Raw genomic sequence first — 22,077 nt, 5'->3', positions numbered from 1 at the left:
CCATGTGTCCATTTGGCTGAACTTGGCGTCAGATTTGCCTGTCCATCATGTAACAAAACTGTCATATATCCGTGACAAGTGTGACGAGCTAATCCGATGCCGCTGACAACCCCTCCCGCCAAACACAGAGCGACGATCATCTGCTTCGACAAAGGAAGGGTCTTGCTCGTGCGCAAGAAAGGCGGCAAATGGAACTTCCCGGGCGGCGTCATCGAGCGAGGCGAACAGCCGCATGAGGCGGCAGCCCGAGAGTTGCATGAGGAAACCGGTCTGAGCGACCACGGTTTGCTGCATCTGTGCACCTTGGAAGTGGCCGGGGTTCTCCATTACATCTTCACCACCCACCTTCACCCCGGCGATCGCCCCTGTGCGCGCAGGGAAATTGCCGCGTGTACATGGATCGAGCGCTGTGGGCTGGCGCGTGCGCCGCTCAATCCAGCGGCCGAGGCGTTGCTCGCCTGCCAGATACCGGCGCTGTCGGCCTGGGCAGCCTGATACCGAACACCGCTTCGCTTGGCGATGGCAGCCGAGACTTGTGACGGCGCCCGCATTACTGCATCTTCACCGTTCATTTCTGTAGGAGGTATCCCATGGACTGGAATGACCTGCGCGTCTTCCTGGCGATCGCCCGCAGCGGCTCGCTCGGGGCGGCCGCCAAGCAGTTGGGCGTCAGTCATCCAACCGTAGGTCGGCGCCTGCAGGTGCTCGAACAGAGCAACGGTCATGCTTTTTTCCGTCGCACCAGCGAGGGGCTGGTACTCACTGCGGCCGGGGAGAGCATTCTTGAGCTGGCCGAAAACATGGAACGTAGCGCCTTGGCCATCGAACGGCGTATCACAGGCTTAGGCGAACAGCCCGAGGGCTTGCTGCGCATCGCCTGTGCAGACTGGTTCGCAGGATTCGTGCTGGCACCTGTGCTGCATGAGTTGCACCGCCGTTATCCGTTGATCGTGGCCGAGGTGATCCCCAGCCATCGATTGTTCGACCTGGCCCGCCGGGATGCCGAAATCGCTTTTCGCATCGTCCCGTTCACCGAGCCGGACATCGTTCAGCGTCGGCTCATGACCCTGCACTATGGGCTGTACCAGGCCGAGCACCAAGCCTTCGATCCCGGCGAGGGCGGTGAGGCGCTCGGTCTTGTCACCATGAATACGGCCCAATCCCATTACCCTGACGTCCACTGGTTGCAGTCGCACTTCCCCAAGGCGCGGACTGTGTTCACCAGCAGTAGCCGCAGTGTGCAGGCGCGGCTATGTGCATCAGGGCTGGGTGTTGCAGTGCTGCCGCGAGCGATCGGCGACCAGTCGCCGTTGCTGCGCCGGCTGGATATCGGCGAGCCGCCACCAGACCGTGAGATCTGGATGGGCTATCACCAGGACATGCGCCAGATGGACCGTCTGCGGGCATTGGCCGATCTGGTGGTAGAGAGGCTTGGCGATGCTCCATGAGCGCAGGCACCGCTACCGGGCAGCTGCGGGGCGGCGCGCCAGGGTAAAACTCAAGCCTGCGCCCAACACCAGGCAAGCGGCCATGCACAGCAGCGCAATGGTGAAGGCATGACTGATGGCGGTCGGGTCGGTGCCAGCGCCCAGCACCCCATAGAATATGCCGCCGATCACCGCCACGCTGAGCGCCGTGCTCACTTGCAAGGTCGAACTGGTGACACCGGCCATCATCCCGGACAACGCTGGGGCGACGCGCCCTGTGATCATGCGCATCAGGGTCGGCATCGCCAATCCCTGGCCGAAGCCGATGACGAATAGCACGACGGCGAAAATCGCGGGCTGCGGGCCAGGGTTGCCAGGTGTGAGGGTAATGAGGCCTGCGAGTGCGACCAGGCCTGCAACCATCAATGCCAGGCCAACGGCGTTGGTGTAGAGGCCCAGCACGCGTGTGCACAACGGCGCGGTCAACGGCCCGATGAGAAACCCCGCGCCGAAGGGCAGGAAGACCAGGCCTGCATGCAGCGCGCTCACATGCAATGCACCTTGCAGGTAGATCGAGAAAAGCAGGAAGAAGGCACCGATCGTGTAGAACGACAGGGCGACCAGCAATGCCCGGCGCAGCCCCGGCACGCGCAGCGCGGCCGGATCCAGCAAGGGCGCTCCCCCCGCGCTGGCCAGGCGGGCCTGGTGGCGCCAGAAGGTCCAGCCAAGCAATGGACAGGCGATCAGCGACAGCCACGCCCACAGCGGCCAGCCGGCCTCACGACCTTCGATCAACGGCACGATCAGCGTGGCAAGTGTGAGCATCGACAGGCCCATGCCGCCGAGATCGAGCCTGCGCGCATGGCTGGCGCGAGTCTCCTTGATCAAGGGAATGCCGAAGAGGATGACCAGCAGCGCGACCGGCAGATTGATGAGAAAGATCATCCGCCAGCCAAGCCCGAACAGATCGAGCGAAATCAGGATACCGCCCAGTGCCTGTCCGATCACGCTGGCCAGGCCGAACACCGCACCATACAGGCTCAGCGCCAGGGGCTTTTCCGCCTCGGGGAAGATCGCCTGTACCGAGGCCAGTGCCTGTGGCGCCATCACTGCCGCGGTGATGCCTTGCAGCGCACGGCCAGTGATCAGCATCCAGGGCGTGGCAGCGAACCCGCAGAGCAACGAGGCGGCGGTGAAGCCGACAAGGCCGATGAAGAACATGCGTCCGCGGCCATGCAGGTCGCCCAGCCGGCCACCGGTGATCAGCGTTACCGCATAAAGCGCGGCATAGGCGGAAATGACCAGTTGCTCGGCCGATGCCGAAGCATTCAGGTCGCTGCGTATCGATGGCAGCGCCACATTGACGATGAAGAAGTCCAGCGGTGGGAGGAATGCCCCGACAAGCAGGACCACGAACATCGCCCAGCGGCGTTGGTCGGGGCCGGCTGCCCTGTCGTCAGGTGCCAGCGTGAGTGAGTGGTCAATATCAGGTGGGTTTTTCATACGAGGCCCTCGTAAAAGATGGGGCCATGCTAGGAAGCGCTTGCAGATGGGGTCAACGCTTTACCCCCTTACAAAAATGAACGTTGAAACTGCAGGAATGACAGTCCCGTCAATGCCTTGCGACTCGCACAATGGCTCGGACAACCGGCTGTGAACGCCGGCTCCCCAGACTTGCAGGAGATCGTTGCAATGAACCTTGAGACTTTGGAAAAACGCCTGGACCGCATGGAAAGCCGCCTGGCGATCGAATCGCTGATCTGGACCTACGCCCAGGCCTATGACCGCGTGGATGAGGCACTGCTGGAAAGCATCTGGCATGTCGATGCAACCCTGGACTTGCCGGCATTCGGGCACGGAACCGGGCGCGAGGGCATTCTGGCCATGGCTCGAGAATCGTGGCGGAAAATGCCGCACATGCATCACTGGATGGCCAACCCGCTGATCGAGCTTGACGGCGAAAGCGCCACCGCGGTCTCACAGGCCGACTGTCTGTTCCATGACATCGAACAAGGCCCTGTGCAGGCCGCTGGTTTGTACCATGACCGCTTCGAGCGACGCGATGGAGAATGGCGCTTTACCGCGCGTCGCTTCGAGCTGATGTTCCTGGTGCCACTGCAAAACTGGCAACCCATTGCCGGTTCGCAGGCGTTCGCCCGCTCATGAAATCAATAGCCTTGCTCGGATGTGGCAACTAGCTCGAACCCGTGTAGGAGCAACTGTCTTGTTCAAAATCTAAAGGCCAGCCCAGGAACCCGCGCTGCTTCTGTAGGAGCGGCACAAGGCCGCTCCCACAGGGGATTGGGCTGGTCTTTAAATTTTGAGCAAGACAGTTGCTTCTACAGGTGCGATGGGCACCTGTAGAAGCGGTTCAGGGTGTCCGTCGGAGCAGCAAGACAGCGCCCGCCAGCTTGCGAAAACACCTTCACTCCTTCACCACCGCCAGCCCCGCTTCCTGGGGTGTTTCGGCCTCCAGCTTCAACCGGTCGGCCTTGCTGATGTACTTGGGCTTGTTGCTCTTGGGCGCCAGCTTGGCGTTGGCTTTCTTGGCGTGAGCCTTCAACAGCTGTTTGATCTTTTTCTGACGATTCATATTTTTCGCGCCCCTTGAGCGCATCCACTGGCAAAACGCGGCGAGCTTAGCGCCGCCGGCCCTGATGGACAAGGTTATCGATGTGCCGCCAACGAGAAGGGTGCATCGCTCTCGTGCGGCCGGCCTTGAAGGATCTGCCGGGTGATCATCTCGCCGCTGGCGCACGCAAGGGTGAAGCCCAGCGCGCCATGGCCAACGTTAAGCCACAGATTCTCCAGCCCCGGCGCCCGGTCGATGATCGGCTTGCCCAGCGCAGTGGCAGGACGCAGGCCCGCCCATGCCTGGGCCTGGCGCAGGTCCAGGGCGGGGAACAGTTCCGACACCTGCGCCTTCAAAAGGTCGATGCGCCGCTTCGGGGCCTCGGCCGAACGCACGCCCATGTCCACCATCGCGGCGATCCGCAGGGTGCTGCCCAGCGGTGCGTAGACAATCTTGCGACTGGCGTCGGTGACGCTGAGCCGGGGCAGGGCGTTGGCATCGACAGGCTGCACGCTGAGGCTGTAACCGCGCAGCCCATAGAGCGGCAGGCTGATCCCCAGCGGTTTGAGCAAGCCGACACTGGCGATGCCTGAGGCGATGATGAAGGCGTCAGCCTCAAGGGTTTCGTTGCCCAACTTCAGCGCAGTAATCCGCTTGCCCACCTTGGTAAAACCGCTCACGGCCTGGCCAAGCTTGAAGCGCACATTCGCCAGGCCATCCAGATGACGTTTGAGCCCCTCGCAGAACAACCGGCAGTCTGCGGTGGCTTCGCCGGGGGTGAAGATGCCGCCGGCAAGTTGCCCGACCACCCCTGACAGCGTGGGCTCAAGGTCGCTGCATTGGCTGGGCGTCAACAGGCGTTGCTGCGACCCGGCCTGTTGCTGAAGTTCGGCCAGCCTGACTGCGGCGCCCAGCGAAGCTTGGCTGCGATGGATGATCAGCTTGCCGGTCTGGCGCAGGTTGAAATCGATCGGTGTCTGTTGCAGCAACTGCTCCAGCAACGCCTGGCTGCGCTGGGACAGCCTGAGCATCTCGCGTACCGTGCGCTCGACCCGGGTTGCCCGGCATGCCCGCAGGAAGGCCAGGCACCAGCGCCATTGCTGCAAATCCAGGCGCGGCTGCAGGCGCAGTGGCGAGTCGCTGGCGAGCAACCACCTGGGCAGGTTGGCGAACACCGACGGGTCGGCCAGGGGCGCCACGTAGTTGTAGCTCAGTTGCCCGCCATTGGCGAAGCTGGTCTCCAGGGCGATATCCTCGTTGCGTTCGACCAGCGTGACCTGAAGCCCTTCGCGCGCCAGGTACAGCGCACTCGAAAGGCCAATGACCCCACCCCCCACGACCACCACATGCATGTGCCTTCTCCTGAAATCGTGCCACTGCGCTCAGTATCCAGCCTTGCCGTTCACGTCCGCCAAGGCCTATAACTGCAGCTTCCATAACCTTGGGCTATGACCATGCGTATCCGTCACATCGAAGTGTTCCAGGCAATCCTGCGGACCGGTTCCCTGACGCGCGCAGCACAGGCACTCAACATCACCCAGCCTGCGGCCAGCAAGCTGCTGGCCCATGCCGAGGCGAGCCTGGGTTTCGTCTTGTTCGAGCGGGTCAAGGGGCGTCTGCAGCTCACCCGCGAGGCCGAAATACTGATCCCGTCCATCGACAAGGTGTTCCGCGACCTGGACGATGTGCGGCGGCTGTCGCGCAGCCTCAGGCATCAGTCCAGGGGTGCGCTGCGCATCGGCTGCATTCCGTCACTGGGCTTGAAGGTGCTGCCTCACGCCCTGGCTGCAAGCCAGCGCGCCAATCCCGAGCTGTCCCTGGACCTGATCACCGCCCACAGCGAACAACTGGCGCAGGCGCTGCTGGCGCGCGAGATTTCGATTGCCTTCACCTTCAATGGCCAGCCGCGACCCGGCTTGAAGGTCATTGCCTTGCACGAAGTCGAGCTGGTCTGCCATGACGGCACGCAAGACCAGGGGCCGGTGTCTCTGGATGCCATCGACCCTGCGCGGATCATTGGCCTGCCGGCCTCGGACCCCCTCGGTGAGCTGGTCCGGCCATGGCTTGGCGGCGTGGACAGCCGCACCCAGGTCCAGACCTACTATGTGGCTTGCGCCCTGGCCCAGGCGGGGGCAGGTATCGCCTTGATCGATGAGTTCACCGCCGACGCCTTGCTCCCGCCAGGGCAACGCGCGCGACGGATCACGCCACGGCTGCCCGTGGTGCTGACAGCGGTGGTGCATGAGAATGCGGCGTTGTCGAAGCTTGAGAAAGACTTCATGGCCTCGGTCAGGCTCATGGCTGCCGGGGCAGCCATAACCTGAACTCATGCTTTGCTGCGTTTGCCTGCCTGGCGAACGAGGTGTTCAGCGTGTTGGACCCAGTTTTTTCTCGAAGTACACCCGGTTGAAGCCGTCTTCGCTGCGCCGTGCGACCTCGACATAGCCAAGCCTGGGGTAGAGGCCGAGGTTGTCGGTCATTCGCTCGTTGGTATAGAGCTGCACTGCATTCAGCCCGAGTTGGCGCGCGCGATCTTCGCACAGGTTGATCAGCGCCTTGCCGACACCACGTCCGGCGGCACTGGGCAGCACGGCCACGTTTTCCAGCAGCATGTGGTTGTCGTGGGGGTAGAACACGATGAAGCCCTGCAGGCTGGCCTGCTCGTCCAGGGCCACGTGGACCCAGCCAGTTGCGATCTGGCTGGCGTAGTCGGCCAGCATGGGGGCGGGCTTGCGGCCTATCAAAGGGATGTAGCGGGCATAAGCCTGTTCGGCGCAGGCCTGGATGGCGGATTGGTCGGCGGGGGTGGCGGGTCGAATCATCGTGCGCTCTCCTTGGGGCGGATGCGGGCTGAACCCGCGGGCGCGATCAGGCGCCCGCAGGCTTGCAACCTAGTGAAGATCCTTGAGCAAGGCAACGAGGCTGTGCATTTGCTCCACAGCTTCGGTTGCCGCCTTGGCCGGTGGCAGGCTTTCGCTGCGACGGATGGTGAAATAGCCGTCGTCTTGTGACGTTTTGCGAATACCGCGGCGTGCCCGTTCGGCGTTGGCGATTTCGATCAGTGGCTCACGGTACTGCACGTGCACGGAGTTGAGGTAGATGTAGGAGTTGATACGGAAGTGGTCGCCTTCCTGGCGGATCAGCAGCGCCGCCGCAAACAGTGTGCCCAGATCCGGGTCAAGGAAGCGTTCGAACTCTTCCAGGCTGAAGTAGGTGATGACCCGGCGAGGATCGGTGGTGAGATCGTCGAAAGCTTCGTTCAATGCTCTGTGGAACCGAGCGAACTTGCGTTCTTTCAGGCACCTGTCCCACACCTGCGGCCGACGCGCATAGAGCTGGAACAAGCGCACATTGGCCTTTGCTTCATTGCCCGTCGGCCCGTTGACCAGGGCTGCCAGGTCCTTGGCGCGCGAACTCGGTGCATTGGGGGTGAGGATCTTGTGCAGGGCGTCGAGTGCCTCCTGATGCTTGCTTGCCACCGTGGTGACCAGCTTGCCCAGGCCGTCGCCTTCGGCGATCTCCTCTTCTTCCTGGATGGCCTTGCGAAACTGCGCCAGGGTGGATTTCACGTGAGGCGCGGTCCACTCCAGTTGTTCGATCTGGGTGAGGAATTCGGTCAGCCAGGTGTAGCCGACCGGAATCCACTGGTCGTGCTCCGGGTCGTTCTCGTGGCCGTCGAGGAAGATATGGATGCCGCGGTAGTTCGGGTAGAGATTGTTCAGGGCTTCGTAGTAGGTCTTGGTCTGGTCTTCCCCCTCGTGATGACCAAACTTGTTCTCGATGGCGATGTAAATCTTGGCCGCGGGGTCCAGCGCGAGCACGTCGATATAGCGCTTCTGGTTGCGCAGGCCCAGTTCGGCCTCCGTCATCACCATGAGCGAGGAGAAGGCCAGGGTCTGTACGTTCGAGGCGGCCAGGAAACGGCGGTCATTGAGGCTCAGGTTTTCGACATGGCTGGATTGTCCTGCCCGGGTCAGCAGCGACTTGATCGCCTGGTCACCCAGCCCGTGGCCCTGGGTCGGATCGATCAGCCAGGCGAGGAAGCGCGAGACGTTCACTTCCTTGGGAAAGCAGATCTGAAGAGCGTCGCTGTGGGTGGAAAGCGCGAGCATCCGTTGCACATCCGAGTCGGCGTAAAGAGCGTCGACCAGAGATTCCAAAGTCATGCGAGTCCTGCAAGTCAGGTGGAGAAGATTGGTTCCGGGTGTTAGGGCCATTCACATGGCAGGCTTGTGCAACGTCGGGTGGACCGAGCGGTGGACAAGCGCTAAAGGCATTGTGCCATCAGCGCTTGTAGTGTTGCTATGGAGTCACTCCAATGGTTACTGCTTACGAATACCAACGATGTTCGCAGCCCCCCCTTCCATACGGAAATCGAAGCCGACCTTGTCACCGACCTTCAGCCCTTCGAGCTGCTCGGCGCTGGCCTTGAAGCCCATGGTCATCGCCGGCCACTGCAGTGCAGCCACAGGCCCATGGGCCAGCGTCACCTTGCCGTGCTCGGTGTCGATCGCCTTGACCGTGCCTTCGGCATGTGCGCTTGGCGCTGCCTTGCTGGCCGACATGTCCATGCCCTCCATCGTCATGCCTTCCATGCTTTGCTGCGCTTGCGCACCGGCGGCAAAGGCGACCATCAATACAGCGCCGAGGTACAGATTTTTCATTGGGTTTCTCCTGGTTGGGGGGTATCGGTTACTGCAAGATCGCGACGCCTGATCAGCCAGTACGCCGCGGGAATCACGAACAACGAGAGCAGCGGGGCGGTCAGCATGCCGCCGACCATGGGTACGGCGATGCGGCTCATCACTTCGCTGCCGGTGCCGCTGCTCCAGAGAATCGGCAACAGCCCGGCGACGATCACTGCCACCGTCATTGCCTTGGGCCGGATACGTTGCACGGCGCCTTGGCGAATCGCCTCGCGCAATGCCGCTTCGGAGTGCTCGCCCGTGTCCTGGCGCTCGGTCCAGGCGTTGTTCAGGTAAATCAGCATGATTACCCCGAACTCCGCCGCGACCCCGGCCAGGGCAATGAAGCCGACCCCGGTGGCCACTGACAGGTTGAAGCCCATCAGGTACAGCAGCCACACCCCGCCCGTCAGGGCGAAGGGCAGGGTGCCCATGATCAGCAGCGCCTCGCCGAGACGGCCGAAGGTCAGGTAGAGCAGTACGAAGATGATCGCCAGGGTCGCCGGCACCACCCAGGCCAGGCGCGCATTGGCGCGCTCCAGGTACTCGAACTGGCCGGAGTAGCTCAGGCTCATGCCGGGGTCGAGCTTCACCTCGCGGTCCACGGCCTGGCGCAGGTCGGCGACCACCGACGACAGGTCGCGCCCACGCACGTCGATGTACACCCATCCGGAGGGGCGGGCGTTCTCGCTCTTGAGCATGGGCGGGCCTTCGGCAAGGCGCACCTGGGCCACGCTGGCGAGGGTGATCTGGCCGCCCAGGGCGGTGTAGATCGGCAATTCGCGCAGTGCCTGGACCGAGTCGCGCCACTCGCGGGGGTAGCGCAGGCTGATCGGGTAGCGCGCCAGGCCCTCGACCGTTTCACCCACCGTATCGCCACCGATGGCGCCGGCGACGATGGCCTGCACGTCGGCGATGTTCAGGCCGTAGCGCGCCGCGGCCTGGCGATCGATGTCGAGGTCGATGTAGCGCCCGCCGGTGAGACGCTCGGCCAACGCCGAGGTGACGCCCGCTACGCCCTTGGCTGCGCGCTCGACCGCCTGGGTGGCGCGGTCGATCTGGGCCAGGTCGCTGCCGGCCACCTTGACCCCGATCGGGCTCTTGATACCGGTGGCGAGCATGTCGATACGGTTGCGGATCGGCGGAATCCAGATGTTGGTGAGCCCCGGCACACGCACGGTGCGGTCGAGTTCCTCGACCAGTTTTTCGCTGGTCATGCCTGGGCGCCACTGATCCTTGGGTTTGAGTCGCACAAGGGTTTCGAACATCTCAAGCGGCGCCGGATCGGTGGCCGACTCGGCGCGCCCAGCCTTGCCGAACACACTGGCCACCTCGGGTACGGTGCGGATCAGGCGGTCGGTACGTTGCAACAGCTCCGCGGCTTTTTGCGCCGACAGACCGGGCAGGGCGGACGGCATGTACAACAAGTCGCCCTCATCCAGCGGTGGCAGGAACTCGCCGCCCAGGTGGCTCAGCGGCCACAGGCTGCTGAGCAGCACCAGCAGTGCCCCGGCCAGGGTCAGCAACGGCTTGCGCAGCACCTGCTCCAAGGCTGGGCGATAGAGGCGGATCAGCCCGCGATTGAGCGGGTTGCGCGCCTCGGCCGGCAGAGGGCCGCGGATCCAGTAACCCATCAGTACCGGCACCAGGGTCACCGCCAGCCCGGCAGCGGCGGCCATGGCGTAGGTCTTGGTGAACGCCAGCGGTGCGAACAGCCGCCCCTCCTGGGCCTGCAGGGTGAACACCGGGACGAACGACAGCGTGATGATCATCAGGCTGAAGAACAGCGCGGGTCCGACTTCCTGCGCCGCCTCGGTCATCACCTTCCAATGCTGTTCGCCGCGCAGCACCTGCCCGGGATGCCGCGCATGCCAGGCCTCGACATGCTTGTGCGCGTTCTCGATCATCACCACGGCCCCGTCCACCATCGCGCCGATGGCGATGGCGATACCACCCAGCGACATGATGTTGGCGTTGATGCCCTGGTGGCGCATGACGATCAGTGCGATCAGCACCCCCACCGGCAGCGACACGATCGCCACCAGCGAGGAGCGCAAGTGCCAGAGAAACGCGGCACAGACCAGCGCGACGACGATGAACTCCTCGAGCAGCTTGTGGCTGAGGTTGTCCACTGCACGGTCGATCAGTTGGCTGCGGTCATAGGTGGTGACCAGCTCCACGCCGGGCGGCAGGCTTTTCTTGAGCACCTCAAGCTTGTCCTTGACGCGCCCGATGGCCTCGCGGGCATTCTTGCCGCTGCGCAGGATCACCACGCCACCCACGGCCTCGCCCTGGCCGTCCAGCTCGCCGATACCGCGGCGTTCCTGCGGGCCAAGCTGGACCCTGGCCACATCGCCCAGGGTCACCGGTGCACCATTGGCCGCCAGGCGCAGAGGGATGGCGCGAAAGTCATCGAGCGTCTTCAGGTAGCCCGAGGCGCGCACCATGAACTCCGCCTCGGCCTGTTCCAGCACGCCGCCACCGGTCTCCTGGTTGGCCTTGCCGATGGCCTGCGCCACCTCGTCCTGAGTGATACCCAGGCTTGCCATGCGCAGCGGATCGAGCACCACCTGGTACTGCTTGACCATGCCACCGATGCTCGCGACCTCGGCCACATCGGGCAGGGTCTTGAGCTCGAAGCGCAGGAACCAGTCCTGCAGGCTGCGCAACTGTGCAAGATCGTGCCCACCGCTGCGGTCGACCAGGGCGTACTGGTAGATCCAGCCCACCCCCGTGGCATCCGGGCCAAGCACAGGCCTGGCCGTGGCCGGCAGGCGCGACTGCACCTGGCTGAGGTACTCCAGCACCCGCGAGCGTGCCCAGTACAGGTCGGTGCCGTCCTCGAACAGCACGTAGACGAAGCTGTCGCCGAACGCGGAGAAACCGCGCACGGTCTTGGCCCCCGGCACCGAAAGCATGGTGGTGGTCAGTGGGTAGGTGACCTGGTTCTCGACGATCTGCGGGGCCTGCCCGGGGTAGGAGGTGCGGATGATCACCTGCACGTCCGACAGGTCCGGCAAGGCATCGATCGGCAGGCTGCGCAGGGAAAACACGCCCCAGGCTGCCAGGAACAGCGTGGCCAGCAACACGAGGATGCGGTTGCCGACCGACCAGCGAATCAGTTTCGCGATCATGGCCGAGCCTCCTGCGCGGCAGGCATCGAATCCGGCGCAGTGGTGGCCTCGATGCCCTTGAGGCTGGCCTCGGAGTCGATCAGGAACTGTCCCGATGCAACGACCTTCTGGCCTGCCTGCAACCCCTGCAGCACGGCGACCTGGCCGCCGCTCTCCTGGCCCAGCAGCACCTCGACCGGGCGGAAGCGGCCCTGGTCCTCGGCGAGCATCACCAGGTCGCGCTTGCCGGTCCGGATGACGGCCTCGGCCGGCAGCGTCAGGCCCTCATCGTCTGGCGCTTCCGGGCTCAGGGTTACCTGTGCCGTCATGCCGGGCCGCAGTCCTCCCTCGCGGTTGGGCAGCTCGATGCGCAGGCGCAAGGTGCGGCTTTGCGGATCGGCATCGGCCAGCAGGGCGGTCAGTGTGCCGCTCACCGTCTCGCCGGGATACGCCGGCAGGCGTGCCTGCACCGCCTGGCCCTCGCGCAGACCCTGGGCCTGGGCTTCGGGTACCGCGGCTTCGAGCCATACCTGGGCGATACCGTTGATCCGCGCCAGTGTTGCGCCCGGCGTCAGGGTCATGCCCGGTCGCAGGTCCAGGCTCTGCAGCGAACCCGCGCTGGGTGCCACCAGGGTCACCCACTGCTGTACCTTGCCGCTGCGCGCGACTCGCTCGATCAGTTCGGCAGGCATGCCGGCCAACAGCAACCGCTGGCGCGCAGCAGCCTGCAACCCCGCATCGCCGGTACGGCGCAGTGCGAGAAACTCCTCCTGCAACCCGGCCCACTCCGGTGCCAGCACATCGGCCAGCGGCGCGCCTTTGGCGACCACATCGCCGGTGGCGCGCCCGTAGGTGCGCTCGACGAAACCCGCGGTACGTGCCTGCAATACGCTGAAGTCGCGTTCGTCGAAGGCCATCACGCCGCTGACCTGCAGTGTGCGTTGCAGCCGGCTGCGCGTCACGGTCGCCAGACGTACCCCCAGATTCTGCTGAACGCCCGGGGTGATCTGCACCGCCGGTTGCCCCTGACCGCCATCACCCTCGGCATACTTGGCCACCAACTGCATGTCCATGAAGGGTGACTTGCCCGGTGCGGGGAAATGCTGCTGCGGGTACATCGGGTCATACCAGTACAGCGCCTTCTGTTCTGCGAGTGCCGCCGCCGTGGTCGGGCCGCCTTTGCGGGCGAGCCCGTAGCCGACGCTGGCGCCGACCGCCAGCGCGAGCACCGCGATCAAGCCGATGGATGTGTGTTTCATGCCTGCACCTCGCCATAGATGAAGTGCAGCCGTGCGGCGGTCGCCGCCAACTGCCCTTGCCAATCGATATCCTGCAATTGCGCCTCGACCCGCTGACGGCGGGCTGCGAGCAGATCGCCCAACGCCGACTTGCCGGCCCGGTAATCGGCCAGGGCCAGGCGAACCCGTTCTTCGGCCAGGGGTAGCAACGTCTCGCGACTGCGCGTGACGGCCCGTTGCAGGCGCTGGTACTCGGCCAGGTCCGTTTCCAGTTGCGCGGTGTGCTCGCGCAGCGCGGCTTGCTGCTCATCCTCGAGCTGACGCACCTGGGCCTGGCGAGCGGCGATGGTCGGGTCCTGGCGCGAGCCGGTGAACAGCGGCAACTGGAAGCTGACTTGCAGGCTGACCATGTTGCTGAATGCCGGGCCGCGTCGTTGGTAGTCCAGCTCCCAGCCCCAGTCGGATTTCTTCTCGGCTTGTGCCTGGTGCACCTGCGCCTGGGCTTCGCGGGTCATCGCGCCATAGGCGGCCAGTTCCGGGTGCACATGCAGGGCGTGCAGGTATGCCGGGGCATCCACTGCCCATTGCGGGAAGCTGCGCGCCAGGGTCTCGCCGTCCTGGCCGATCCAGCGTTTGAGCGCCGCACGCGCCTGGGAGGCCTGGCTGAGCAACTGGTCTTTCTGCTCATCCAGTTGCGCGGCCTCCTGCCCAGGTGCCAGGGCATCGGCCGCGGCGCCGCCACCACCGGCCAGGCGCGCCCGCACGGCGGCGTCCAGCAGACGGTTCTCGTGGTAGAACGCCTCGAACTGCTGCAGCTTGCGTTGCACGGTGTAGGCCGCGATCCACGCCTGGGCCGTGGCTGCACGTACTTTCAGGCGCTCCACCAAGGCTTCGGCATCGGCCCGTTCGACGGTCGCCTGGGCGGTCTCGACCCGCGCCTTGCGCTTGTCGCGGTTGGGCACTTCCTGGGCCAGGCCGACCACTTGCATGGTCATGAAGTCGCGGTTCGTGCTCCAGCGGTCGCTGCCGTCCACCGGCAGGTTCTGCAGCCCGAGGTTCAGGCGTGGATCGGGCAATTCACCGGCTGGCAGCACCGCATTGCGTGCCGCAGTGACCTGCTCCTGGCGCGCCTGCAGGGAAGGGGCGTTGCGTTCGGCCAGTCGCAGGGCATCGTCCAGGGACAATGCAGCGGCCTGCGCCGACAGTGCCGGCAGCAGGATCAGCAGGGTGGCCGCAAGCGTCCACCCGGCTTGGAAACGTAGGGGAGTCATGGACATGATTCCTTGAAAACACTCGCGCACAGGCGCATGCCATTGCCTGGCCGCAAGGACAGGGCAATGGAGTGAGGGTCAGCAAGGGATCAGGCGCGCGGAGGACGCCAGCGATCAGGCGGTGCGCGCGACAGCAGACTGTGGGCGTAGCTGTCGGAGGGGCGTGGGGTGGCGAAGGTCAGGGCAGGTGTCGCGAGGCTGACCTGCAAGGTGGTGGCGGTCTTGCACTCTTGGCCGGCCTTGCAGGCCTTGGAGGCGTGCTGGGAGGAGGATTTGCCGCTGTCCTGGTCCTGGCAGCAGTCATGGTCCATCCCCGCCATCATGCTCATGCCCATGGCCTGCATGGGGCAGGGTTCGGCAGGCGATTCGATGCCCGCCATCCCGGAGAGGGGAAGCGAGAGCATCAAAAGCAGGATGATCAGGCGGCGCAGGGTGGCGGACATGGCGCGAGTCTAGCGGGAATTGCGTTAGGGGAACATTAACAAAATGTGTCTGCGCCAGGCTGGCCGCTCGCTTCGAAACCAAAAGCCAGCCCAATCCTTGTTCAAAATCCAAAAGCCAGCCCAATCCCTGTGGGAGCGGGCTTGCCCGCGAAAAGGACACTGCGGTGAATGGCACGAGCTACGCCCGTGTTCGCGGGCGAGCCCGCTCCTACAGAGATCCGGGCTGGCCTTTGATGCCGGGCGGTTCAGTGAACGGCGCCGAACCCCGATCCTGGTACCTGCCGCAATGCTCCGACCAGGGCATCTGCCTGTCCGAGCGCGATCTCAAGGCTGCGCATGCTGGCACTCATCAACTGGCGCACCTCGACATCGGCACAGGTATCGTGGGCGTGGTACGCGTCGGTATAGGCGTGGAGCATGAAGTGGCAGGCGTTGGACAGCACCTCCTCGATGGGGACCAGACCTTCGAGAATGGCGGTGGAGAGGGATTTGCCGGCGGGGACTGCGAATTTGCGGAGGAGATTTTCGGGTGGGTCGGGGACGATTTTTTTCATGTGATTTCCTGAATGCAGTGAGTGCTGCACCATCCGTTTCCACACGAAAGGGTGGCAGCCATACGCGGGGTGGAAACCCGAGAGCATTCAGGAAAGCTCGGTAGGCACAGGGCCTCCCGCGCATAGCTGCCATGACGACACAACGCTGAATACTCTTCGGGTTTCCACACCCGGTCGCTGAACATCAGCGACCGGGGAAGCCTATGGGCCAGGCTTCCCCGGGACAATCAGACGGGAGTCGACAGGTTGCGTAGGGTATTTCCCTGTTGCCATTGTTCTCTGTCAGACGCGGAGTAGTCCGCTGTAGGAATCAGCCCTTTATCGCGGCGCTTACGGCAAGTCCAGGCTGTACTCAGCGGCCGCGCCCTAGCGCATCCGGATTGGCCACATTCATCGGCGCACCCTCGAAAAACGCCAGCACATTGTCGAAAGCATCACCGAAGTACAGCTCGTAACCCGCCTTCTCCACGTACCCCAGGTGCGGCGTGCACAGTACGCGCGGGTGCTGGAGCAAGGGGTGGGCAGGGTCGAGCAGCGGTTCGCTCTCGTACACATCCAGGGCAGCAAAGCCCGGGCGTCCATTGTTCAGTGCCGCGAGCAGGGCACCGGGGGCGATCAGCTCGGCACGGCTGACGTTCACCAGCAGGGCATCGCGCTTCATGCGTGCCAGGTCATCGCCGGTCACGAGGTGGCGAGTGCTGTCGGACAGGCGCAGGTTGAGGCTGACAATGTCGGCTTCGGCGAAGAACGCCTCGCGCGAGGCTGCAGCCCGGTGGCCATCGGCCTGGGCAGCCGCGCGGCTGCTCTCGCTGCCCCACACCAGCACCGGCATGTCGAAGGCCTGGGCGTAACGCGCCAGGCGTTGGCCGATCTTGCCGTATCCCCAGATCCCCAAGGTCTGCCCCGCCAGGGCCTGCCCCAGGTTGACCTGCCAGCGCCCTTGCCTGAAGGCATCGATGGCCGACACTAACTGACGGCGGGCGTTGAGGATCAGCGTCCAGGCCAGCTCAGCCGGCGCTACCGGCGAGCCGCGGCCTTCGGTCACGACAACGCCGCGTGCGGTGCAGGCAGCCAGGTCAAGGTGGCTGGATACCTTGCCGGTCTGGCTGATCAGCTTGAGCTTGGGCAACCGGTCGAGCAGCGCCGCGTCGATGCGCGTGCGTTCGCGGGTGAGCACGAGCGCGTCGGCATCGGCGAATCGCTCGACGAGCTGGTCCTCGGTGGCCGGTTGCAGTTGGTGGAGCACTGTGACCTTGTGGTTGCCCAGGCGGGCGAAGCAGTCGAGCGTGCTGATCACATTCTGGTAGTCGTCGGGGATGACAATGTGCATGTGCGGCGGTCCGAGCGGGTCTGGGGGAGGTTCAGACGATAGCCGAATTCGCCAGCGGTGCACGAGCCCTCTTCAGGTATCGCCACCGCGCGATAGCGCCTGGAGTACGGCCATCGCCTGTGCGGCGTCGTGACTGGCGACAAAGATATGGTCGTGATAATAGGCGGCGATCACGTTGCAACTGATGCCCGCTTCGCCAAGTGCGCTGGCGAAGGCCGCAGTGAGGCCGACGGCATCGAGCGCGGAGTGAATGGTCAGGGTGATCCAGGCCGCGACGAAGCTGTACTCCAGGCCCAGCGCATCGGCGCGTGAACGGTCGAGTATCGCGGTCAGACCTTCCTGCTCGAGGAAGCTGCCGAGCACTTCGCTGCCCTGCAAAGCTGCGCTGTCGGCCACGGTGCAGAACACGTATTCGCCGGGGTTGAGTTTGGGGCTCATGCCGCGCAGCAGCGCGGTGATGGATTTTTCGCCTGACATGGGGGAACTCTGTGTCTGAAAAGTTTGCCAGTGTGCCTGTCCGGTACCGATCAGTAGAGCGAATGTTGCTGATAGCCGATTAGCCTGGCTTATGTAGACAACGATGGACGCAGGCTTGCGGGCTGTGGAAGATTGATCCCCCTTTGGTGCCAGACTGTTCCCCCGCAAAGCGAGTGAAGCAATGGATCTGAAATTCAGTCATGTCGATGTACTGGTGAGCGACCTCGAGGCCGCGTGTGCGTATTACGCACGGATACTCGGTGCGCGGATCTCGAAAACCCAGGTCTGGGAGCGCGGCGGCCTGCATGTGCGCTACGCCGTCGTGCTGATGGGGGCGGAGCGTTTCATGCTGGTCCAGCCGCTGGCAGGCAATCTCAAGACGCTGCTCGAGACCCAGGGCGAGGGCACCATCTACCGCCATTGCTATTCGACCCCGGACATCGAGGTGGTGTACGACCAACTGATGGCGCAAGGTGTTCAGCCCGAGGACGAAAATGGCAACCCGCTGGCCCGGAATGACCTGCAAGCGCCGGGAGGCGGGCGGATCATCTGGCTACCCAAGCAGTTCGGGCACTTTTCGATCGAGATCCTCGAGGCCGAGGGGCTGGAGCGCTTTATCGAAGAGGTGTTTGCCTGAGGCACTGTCGACTCGGTCGCTCACTCAAGATCAGTGGGCGATAGGCGAAGCGTCTCGTAACCTTGGCGGTGTCGATCGATAATTCACGCACTTGTGCCGACGACTGCCCTCCCATGAGAAACGACACCCGTCTGGCGCTGCCGCTCGAGCGCCTGGGGAGCGTGACCCAGGCGCAGTTGGCAGACGATTTCGAACGGCGTTACCAGGGCCGTGTGCCCTTGGCCAAAGCGTGATTTGCCGGTATCGATCAATACCGGCACCGGTCACCAAAGCACGATATCGTAGGTCAGGTAGAGCCGATTGCTATCGCGGCCACGGGCGAAATCCGAGCGGTACACGTAGTTGCGCAGCTTGGCGCCCAGCCCCTTGAACGGTCCGGATTGCACAACGTAGGCCAGTTCCGCGTCGCGTTCCCATTCGCGCAACCCGTCTTCGCCTGAACGGTGGTTGTCGCCACTCAGGTAGCGGGTCATGAAGGTCAGTCCCGGCACCCCTGCGGCAGCGAAGTTGTAGGCATAGCTGGCCATCCAGGTCTTCTCGTCTTCCTCGATGAATTTTCCGATACCGACGTTGCTGAACGAATACACGGTCGCGCCGCTGATGTAGGGCAGGCCGGCGTCGCCGCGCAGCACCTGGTAGCCGGTGCCGAAGGCATGGCCACTGTGGCTGTAGGTCAGTTGCCCGCTGAGCATGTGGTTGTCGATGCGTCCGGCCTGGGCCGCGCCCTCGTCGCGACTCCTGAAATAGCGCAGGTCGCTGGCAAGCGTACCACCGGCCAGCGGTAGGTCATGCTGGATGCCGGCGAAGTCCTGGCGGTAGAAGTCGCTCAACTCACCGTGGAAATAACTCAGGCGCAGTTGCTTGCTGACCGCGTAGTCGGCGCCGCCGTAGCTGAAATCGCCGGATTCACGACCGCTGTAGCCGTCCACAAACAGCCCGGTGCTGTTCGATGAGTCGCGCTGCTTGAAGCGATCCAGATGCCCGAACGTGAGGGTGAGGTTGTCGAATTCGTTGCTGACCAGTTGGCTGCCCTGGTAGGTCTGCGGCAGCAGGCGGGCGTCGTTGTAGACCAGTACGGGTGTCTTGGGCAGCAGTGTGCCGTGCTTGACGACTGTCTTGCCCAGGCGTGCCTTGGCAGTGACGCCGGCGCTGGCGAATTCTTCGGCGGCGTGGCCGTCGTCGTGTACCGGCAGCAAGCCGGTGCCACTGCGTCCGGGGCCAGAGTCCAGGCGCACGCCAACCAGGCCCGATGCGTCGATGCCAAACCCCAGGACACCCGGGGTATAGCCGGATTGATAATCGAGCAGAAAGCCTTGCGCCCATTCCACTCGCTCGCTTTTGGCGTTGGCGGCGGCGCGGCTGCTCATGCCCTGTTCGTCACGGAAATTCTCGTTGAAGTAGACGTTGCGCAGTTGCAGCTTCAGTGTGCTGTCGTCGATGAAACCGGCAGCGTCGACAACAGGCATGCAACCGCAGAGCAGGGCACAGCCGGCCCCTCGCAGAACGATTCGAGACATGATCGGTACTCTAATGTGGGACGCGCAGAAGGCGGGCGCCAGTGGGCGCCGCGCAGCGGTTCAGACGAAGAACGACAGGGCGCCGGTGAGTAGCGCCAGTGCGGTGATCACCAGTGAGGTCAGCACCGCCCATTTCACCGTGGCCTTCTGGAAGTCGCCGATGTCGCGGTCGACCATGCCCACCAGCAGCAGGGTCGAAGCCACCAGTGGGCTCATCAGGTGCACCGGTTGGCCGAGTACCGAGGCCCGGGCGATCTCCACCGGATCGATGCCGTAGGCTGCCGCAGCGTTGGCCAGGATCGGCACCACACCGAAGTAGTAGGCATCGTTGGAGAGCACGAAGGTCAGCGGCATGCTGGTCAGCGCCACCACCAGCGGGAACCAGTGGCTCCAGGCCTCCGGGATCCAGTCCACCAACGTCTGGGCCAGCGCATCGACCATCTTGGTGCCGGAGAAGATGCCGGCGAAGATGCCCGCTGCGAACACCAGCAGCACCACGGTCATGGCGTTGCCGGAGTGAGCGAGGATGCGTGCTTTCTGCACCTCGAGCTGCGGGTAGTTGATCATCAGTGCGGCGACGAAGCCAATCATGAACAGGATCGCGGCGTGCATCAGGCCCATGACCAGGGCGCTCATCACGATGATGACCAGCACCAGGTTGACGTAGGCCAGGCGTGGGCGCTTGTGCGGGTTATCGCCGAGGATCTCCTTGATGTAGCAGTTGCCGCCCCCGGACTCCAGCGCCACGTTGCCGATGCGTCGGCGTTCGGCACGACCGAGCAGGAACGCGGTGAATACCACCCAGGCGGCACCTCCGATCACCGTCGGCAGCATCGGGATGAAGTATTCGGTCGCATCCAGGCCAAGTGCGGCGATGGCGCGGGTCGCCGGGCCGCCCCAGGGGCTCATGCCGCTCATGATGCTCAGCGACAGCATGGAAATGGTGGCGAGGATCATCGGGTTCATGCCGATGCGCTTGTAAAGCGGCAGCATCGCCGCGCAGGTGATCATGTAGGTGGTGGTGCCGTCGCCGTCGAGGGCCACCAGCAACGACAGCAGCGCGGTGCCGATGGCGATCTTGATCGGGTCACCATTGACCCGCTTGAGGATCTTGCGAATCAGCGGATCGAACAGGCCGGCATCGATCATCAGGCCGAAGAACAGGATGGCGAACAGTAACAGGGCGGCCGATGGTGCGACCATTTTCAGGCCGTCGAGCATCATCTTGCCCAGGTCCGGGGCGAAGCCGCCGATGATCGCGAAGACGATCGGCACCACGGTGAGTGCGACGATCGGTGACAGGCGTTTGCTCATGATCAGGTAGGTGAAGGTCACCACCATGACCAGGCCAAGGAGTGCAAGCATGGGTCGTTTCTCTTGTTTTTATTGTCGTCATGGTCGCCTGGCGCGCAGGCGTCCGCCAGCCCCCGCCCGAGGCGGGGGATCAAGTGAGGTGAATGTCAGTGAGTACGATGGGGTGGGGTTGCAGCCTGGGTAGGCTGCCAGGCCTGCTCGGCCGGGGTGTCGGCTTTGCCGCTGGCCAGGGTGCGCATGAGCGTTTCACGGTCGCAGGCGTTCTCTGACAATGAAATGACCACGGTGGCCACCGCGTTGCTCGCCAGGCTGGTGAGGGCTCGCGCCTCGGACATGAAACGGTCGATACCGATCAGCAGTGCAAGGCCGGCCAGCGGGATGTCGTGGATGACCGTGAGGGTCGAAGCCAAGGCGACGAAACCGCTGCCGGTAACACCTGCAGCCCCTTTGGACGACAGCAGCATGATCGCCAGCATGGTCAGGATCTGGCCGAGGCTCAGGTCGATGTTGCAGGCCTGGGCGATGAACACCGCGGCCAGCGACAGGTAGATCGCGGTGCCGTCGAGGTTGAACGAGTAGCCGGTCGGTAGCACCAGGCCCACCACGCCTTTCTTGCAGCCCAGAGCCTGGAGCTTTTCCAGCATGCGTGGCAGCACCGGCTCTGTGGACGAGGTCCCCAACACCACCAGGAACTCTTCGCGCAGGTAGCGCAGCAGCTTCCACAGGCTGAAGCCATGCGCCCGGCAGATGCCGCCCAGCACCACCATGACGAAGAAGGCGCAGGCGATGTACAAGGTGCCGATCAGCTTGGCCAAGGCACCGAGCGAGGTGATGCCGTACTGGCCGACGGTGAAGGCCAGTGCGCCGAAGGCACCGATCGGGGCGAAGCGCATCAGGTAGCCAAAGATGCGGAACACCATCTGCGACGCGGACTCCAGCACCTCCAGCACCGGCCTTGCGGATTCGCCCATGGCTGAGAGGGCGAAACCGCAGAGCACGGCGATGAACAGCACCGGCAGTACTTCGCCTTTGTCGAAGGCACCGATGAAGGTCTCGGGGATGATATGCATGAAGAAGTCCACCACGCCCAGTTTGGCGGCGGAGGTGGTGTATTGGCTGAGGCCCGCAGTACTGAGCGTTGCTGGGTCGATGTTCATGCCCACGCCTGGACGGAACAGGTACACCGCGACCAGGCCGATGATCAGGCTGACCACGGTCAACACCAGGAACAGCAACAAGGTCTTGCTCATCAACCGACCCAGCGAACGGCGGTCGGTCATGCCGGCGATGCCGGTGACGATGGTGCAGAACACCACGGGCGCGATCATCATCTTGATCAGCTTGATGAAGGCATCGCCCAGCGGCTTGAGCGCAACGGCCTGTTGCCCCCAGAAGTGGCCGACCACCACGCCTAGCAGGACGGCGCAGAGAATCTGAAAGTACAGCGATTTCATGAGTTTCATAAGGCATCACCCATTATTGAAGTTGTGCGGATGCGC

At 63.9% G+C, this 22,077-nt stretch carries 21 protein-coding genes; 5 read left to right on the top strand and 16 right to left on the bottom strand.

What is annotated here, in order from left to right:
* The first annotated feature begins 96 nt into the window (after positions 1-96).
* Positions 97-495 carry an NUDIX domain-containing protein gene (locus AB688_RS16555; protein WP_063545167.1) on the top strand — a complete coding sequence of 133 codons (399 nt, stop codon included), beginning with the start codon at positions 97-99 and terminating at the stop codon, positions 493-495.
* A gap of 95 nt (positions 496-590) precedes the next feature.
* A complete protein-coding gene (locus AB688_RS16550; RefSeq protein WP_063545166.1) occupies positions 591-1,448 on the top strand; it encodes a LysR family transcriptional regulator in 858 nt (285 codons plus the stop codon).
* 12 nt (positions 1,449-1,460) lie between these two features.
* On the opposite strand, the gene AB688_RS16545 is transcribed toward AB688_RS16550, so the two are convergent.
* Positions 1,461-2,930, bottom strand: a complete 1,470-nt coding sequence (locus tag AB688_RS16545; protein ID WP_196759864.1) for an MFS transporter — start codon at positions 2,928-2,930, stop codon at positions 1,461-1,463.
* A gap of 189 nt (positions 2,931-3,119) precedes the next feature.
* Here AB688_RS16545 and AB688_RS16540 point away from each other — a divergent pair, with 189 nt between their 5' ends.
* Positions 3,120-3,593 (top strand): nuclear transport factor 2 family protein, encoded by a 474-nt coding sequence (locus AB688_RS16540; RefSeq protein WP_063545165.1) that lies wholly within the window; start codon positions 3,120-3,122, stop codon positions 3,591-3,593.
* Between the two features lie 259 nt (positions 3,594-3,852).
* Here AB688_RS16540 and AB688_RS26345 read toward each other — a convergent pair whose 3' ends face one another.
* Positions 3,853-4,020 carry a DUF2986 domain-containing protein gene (locus tag AB688_RS26345; RefSeq protein ID WP_065862662.1) on the bottom strand — a complete coding sequence of 56 codons (168 nt, stop codon included), beginning with the start codon at positions 4,018-4,020 and terminating at the stop codon, positions 3,853-3,855.
* 74 nt (positions 4,021-4,094) lie between these two features.
* A complete protein-coding gene (locus AB688_RS16535; protein ID WP_063545164.1) occupies positions 4,095-5,351 on the bottom strand; it encodes a D-amino acid dehydrogenase in 1,257 nt (418 codons plus the stop codon).
* Between the two features lie 102 nt (positions 5,352-5,453).
* Here AB688_RS16535 and AB688_RS16530 point away from each other — a divergent pair, with 102 nt between their 5' ends.
* Positions 5,454-6,323 (top strand): LysR family transcriptional regulator, encoded by an 870-nt coding sequence (locus AB688_RS16530; RefSeq protein WP_063546761.1) that lies wholly within the window; start codon positions 5,454-5,456, stop codon positions 6,321-6,323.
* Positions 6,324-6,365: 42 nt separating this feature from the next.
* Here the strand turns inward: AB688_RS16530 and AB688_RS16525 are convergent, their stop codons facing one another.
* The 10 genes from AB688_RS16525 to AB688_RS16480 all read right to left on the bottom strand — a co-directional run bounded on the left by AB688_RS16525 (position 6,366) and on the right by AB688_RS16480 (position 17,110).
* The gene (locus AB688_RS16525; RefSeq protein ID WP_063545163.1) at positions 6,366-6,821 is read right to left on the bottom strand and encodes a GNAT family N-acetyltransferase; all 456 of its coding nucleotides are present in this window, start codon (positions 6,819-6,821) and stop codon (positions 6,366-6,368) included.
* 69 nt (positions 6,822-6,890) lie between these two features.
* A complete protein-coding gene (locus tag AB688_RS16520; protein ID WP_063545162.1) occupies positions 6,891-8,165 on the bottom strand; it encodes a PD-(D/E)XK nuclease family protein in 1,275 nt (424 codons plus the stop codon).
* Between the two features lie 156 nt (positions 8,166-8,321).
* Positions 8,322-8,663, bottom strand: coding sequence for a copper-binding protein (locus AB688_RS16515; protein ID WP_054891448.1), 342 nt, complete (start codon positions 8,661-8,663; stop codon positions 8,322-8,324).
* Positions 8,660-11,818: an efflux RND transporter permease subunit gene (locus tag AB688_RS16510; protein WP_063545161.1), complete on the bottom strand. Its 3,159-nt coding sequence runs from the start codon at positions 11,816-11,818 to the stop codon at positions 8,660-8,662. The genes AB688_RS16515 and AB688_RS16510 overlap by 4 nt, the downstream gene beginning before the upstream one ends.
* A complete protein-coding gene (locus AB688_RS16505) occupies positions 11,815-13,056 on the bottom strand; it encodes an efflux RND transporter periplasmic adaptor subunit (RefSeq protein ID WP_231100246.1) in 1,242 nt (413 codons plus the stop codon). Before AB688_RS16505 ends, AB688_RS16510 begins: the two co-directional genes overlap by 4 nt.
* Positions 13,053-14,306, bottom strand: a complete 1,254-nt coding sequence (locus tag AB688_RS16500; protein ID WP_063545160.1) for a TolC family protein — start codon at positions 14,304-14,306, stop codon at positions 13,053-13,055. The genes AB688_RS16505 and AB688_RS16500 overlap by 4 nt, the downstream gene beginning before the upstream one ends.
* An 89-nt stretch (positions 14,307-14,395) precedes the next feature.
* The gene (locus AB688_RS16495) at positions 14,396-14,749 is read right to left on the bottom strand and encodes a hypothetical protein (protein WP_063545159.1); all 354 of its coding nucleotides are present in this window, start codon (positions 14,747-14,749) and stop codon (positions 14,396-14,398) included.
* A 245-nt stretch (positions 14,750-14,994) separates the two neighbouring features.
* A complete protein-coding gene (locus AB688_RS16490; RefSeq protein WP_063545158.1) occupies positions 14,995-15,303 on the bottom strand; it encodes a hypothetical protein in 309 nt (102 codons plus the stop codon).
* A gap of 352 nt (positions 15,304-15,655) precedes the next feature.
* Positions 15,656-16,633 carry a D-2-hydroxyacid dehydrogenase family protein gene (locus AB688_RS16485; RefSeq protein WP_063545157.1) on the bottom strand — a complete coding sequence of 326 codons (978 nt, stop codon included), beginning with the start codon at positions 16,631-16,633 and terminating at the stop codon, positions 15,656-15,658.
* A gap of 72 nt (positions 16,634-16,705) precedes the next feature.
* Positions 16,706-17,110: an ACT domain-containing protein gene (locus AB688_RS16480; RefSeq protein ID WP_063545156.1), complete on the bottom strand. Its 405-nt coding sequence runs from the start codon at positions 17,108-17,110 to the stop codon at positions 16,706-16,708.
* Between the two features lie 181 nt (positions 17,111-17,291).
* On the opposite strand from AB688_RS16480, the gene AB688_RS16475 reads away from it, so the two are divergent.
* Positions 17,292-17,747 (top strand): VOC family protein, encoded by a 456-nt coding sequence (locus AB688_RS16475; protein ID WP_063545155.1) that lies wholly within the window; start codon positions 17,292-17,294, stop codon positions 17,745-17,747.
* A 263-nt stretch (positions 17,748-18,010) separates the two neighbouring features.
* Here AB688_RS16475 and AB688_RS16470 read toward each other — a convergent pair whose 3' ends face one another.
* From AB688_RS16470 to dctA, 3 genes are all read right to left on the bottom strand, one after another.
* Positions 18,011-19,264, bottom strand: coding sequence for an OprD family porin (locus AB688_RS16470; RefSeq protein ID WP_063545154.1), 1,254 nt, complete (start codon positions 19,262-19,264; stop codon positions 18,011-18,013).
* 60 nt (positions 19,265-19,324) lie between these two features.
* Positions 19,325-20,629: a CitMHS family transporter gene (locus tag AB688_RS16465; RefSeq protein WP_054891438.1), complete on the bottom strand. Its 1,305-nt coding sequence runs from the start codon at positions 20,627-20,629 to the stop codon at positions 19,325-19,327.
* Between the two features lie 95 nt (positions 20,630-20,724).
* Positions 20,725-22,041 carry a C4-dicarboxylate transporter DctA gene (dctA, locus tag AB688_RS16460; protein WP_063545153.1) on the bottom strand — a complete coding sequence of 439 codons (1,317 nt, stop codon included), beginning with the start codon at positions 22,039-22,041 and terminating at the stop codon, positions 20,725-20,727.
* Positions 22,042-22,077 lie beyond the last annotated feature (36 nt).

It is taken from the genome of Pseudomonas putida (assembly GCF_001636055.1).
GTDB lineage: Bacteria > Pseudomonadota > Gammaproteobacteria > Pseudomonadales > Pseudomonadaceae > Aquipseudomonas > Aquipseudomonas machongensis.
This window is presented reverse-complemented; position numbering and strand designations above follow the sequence as displayed.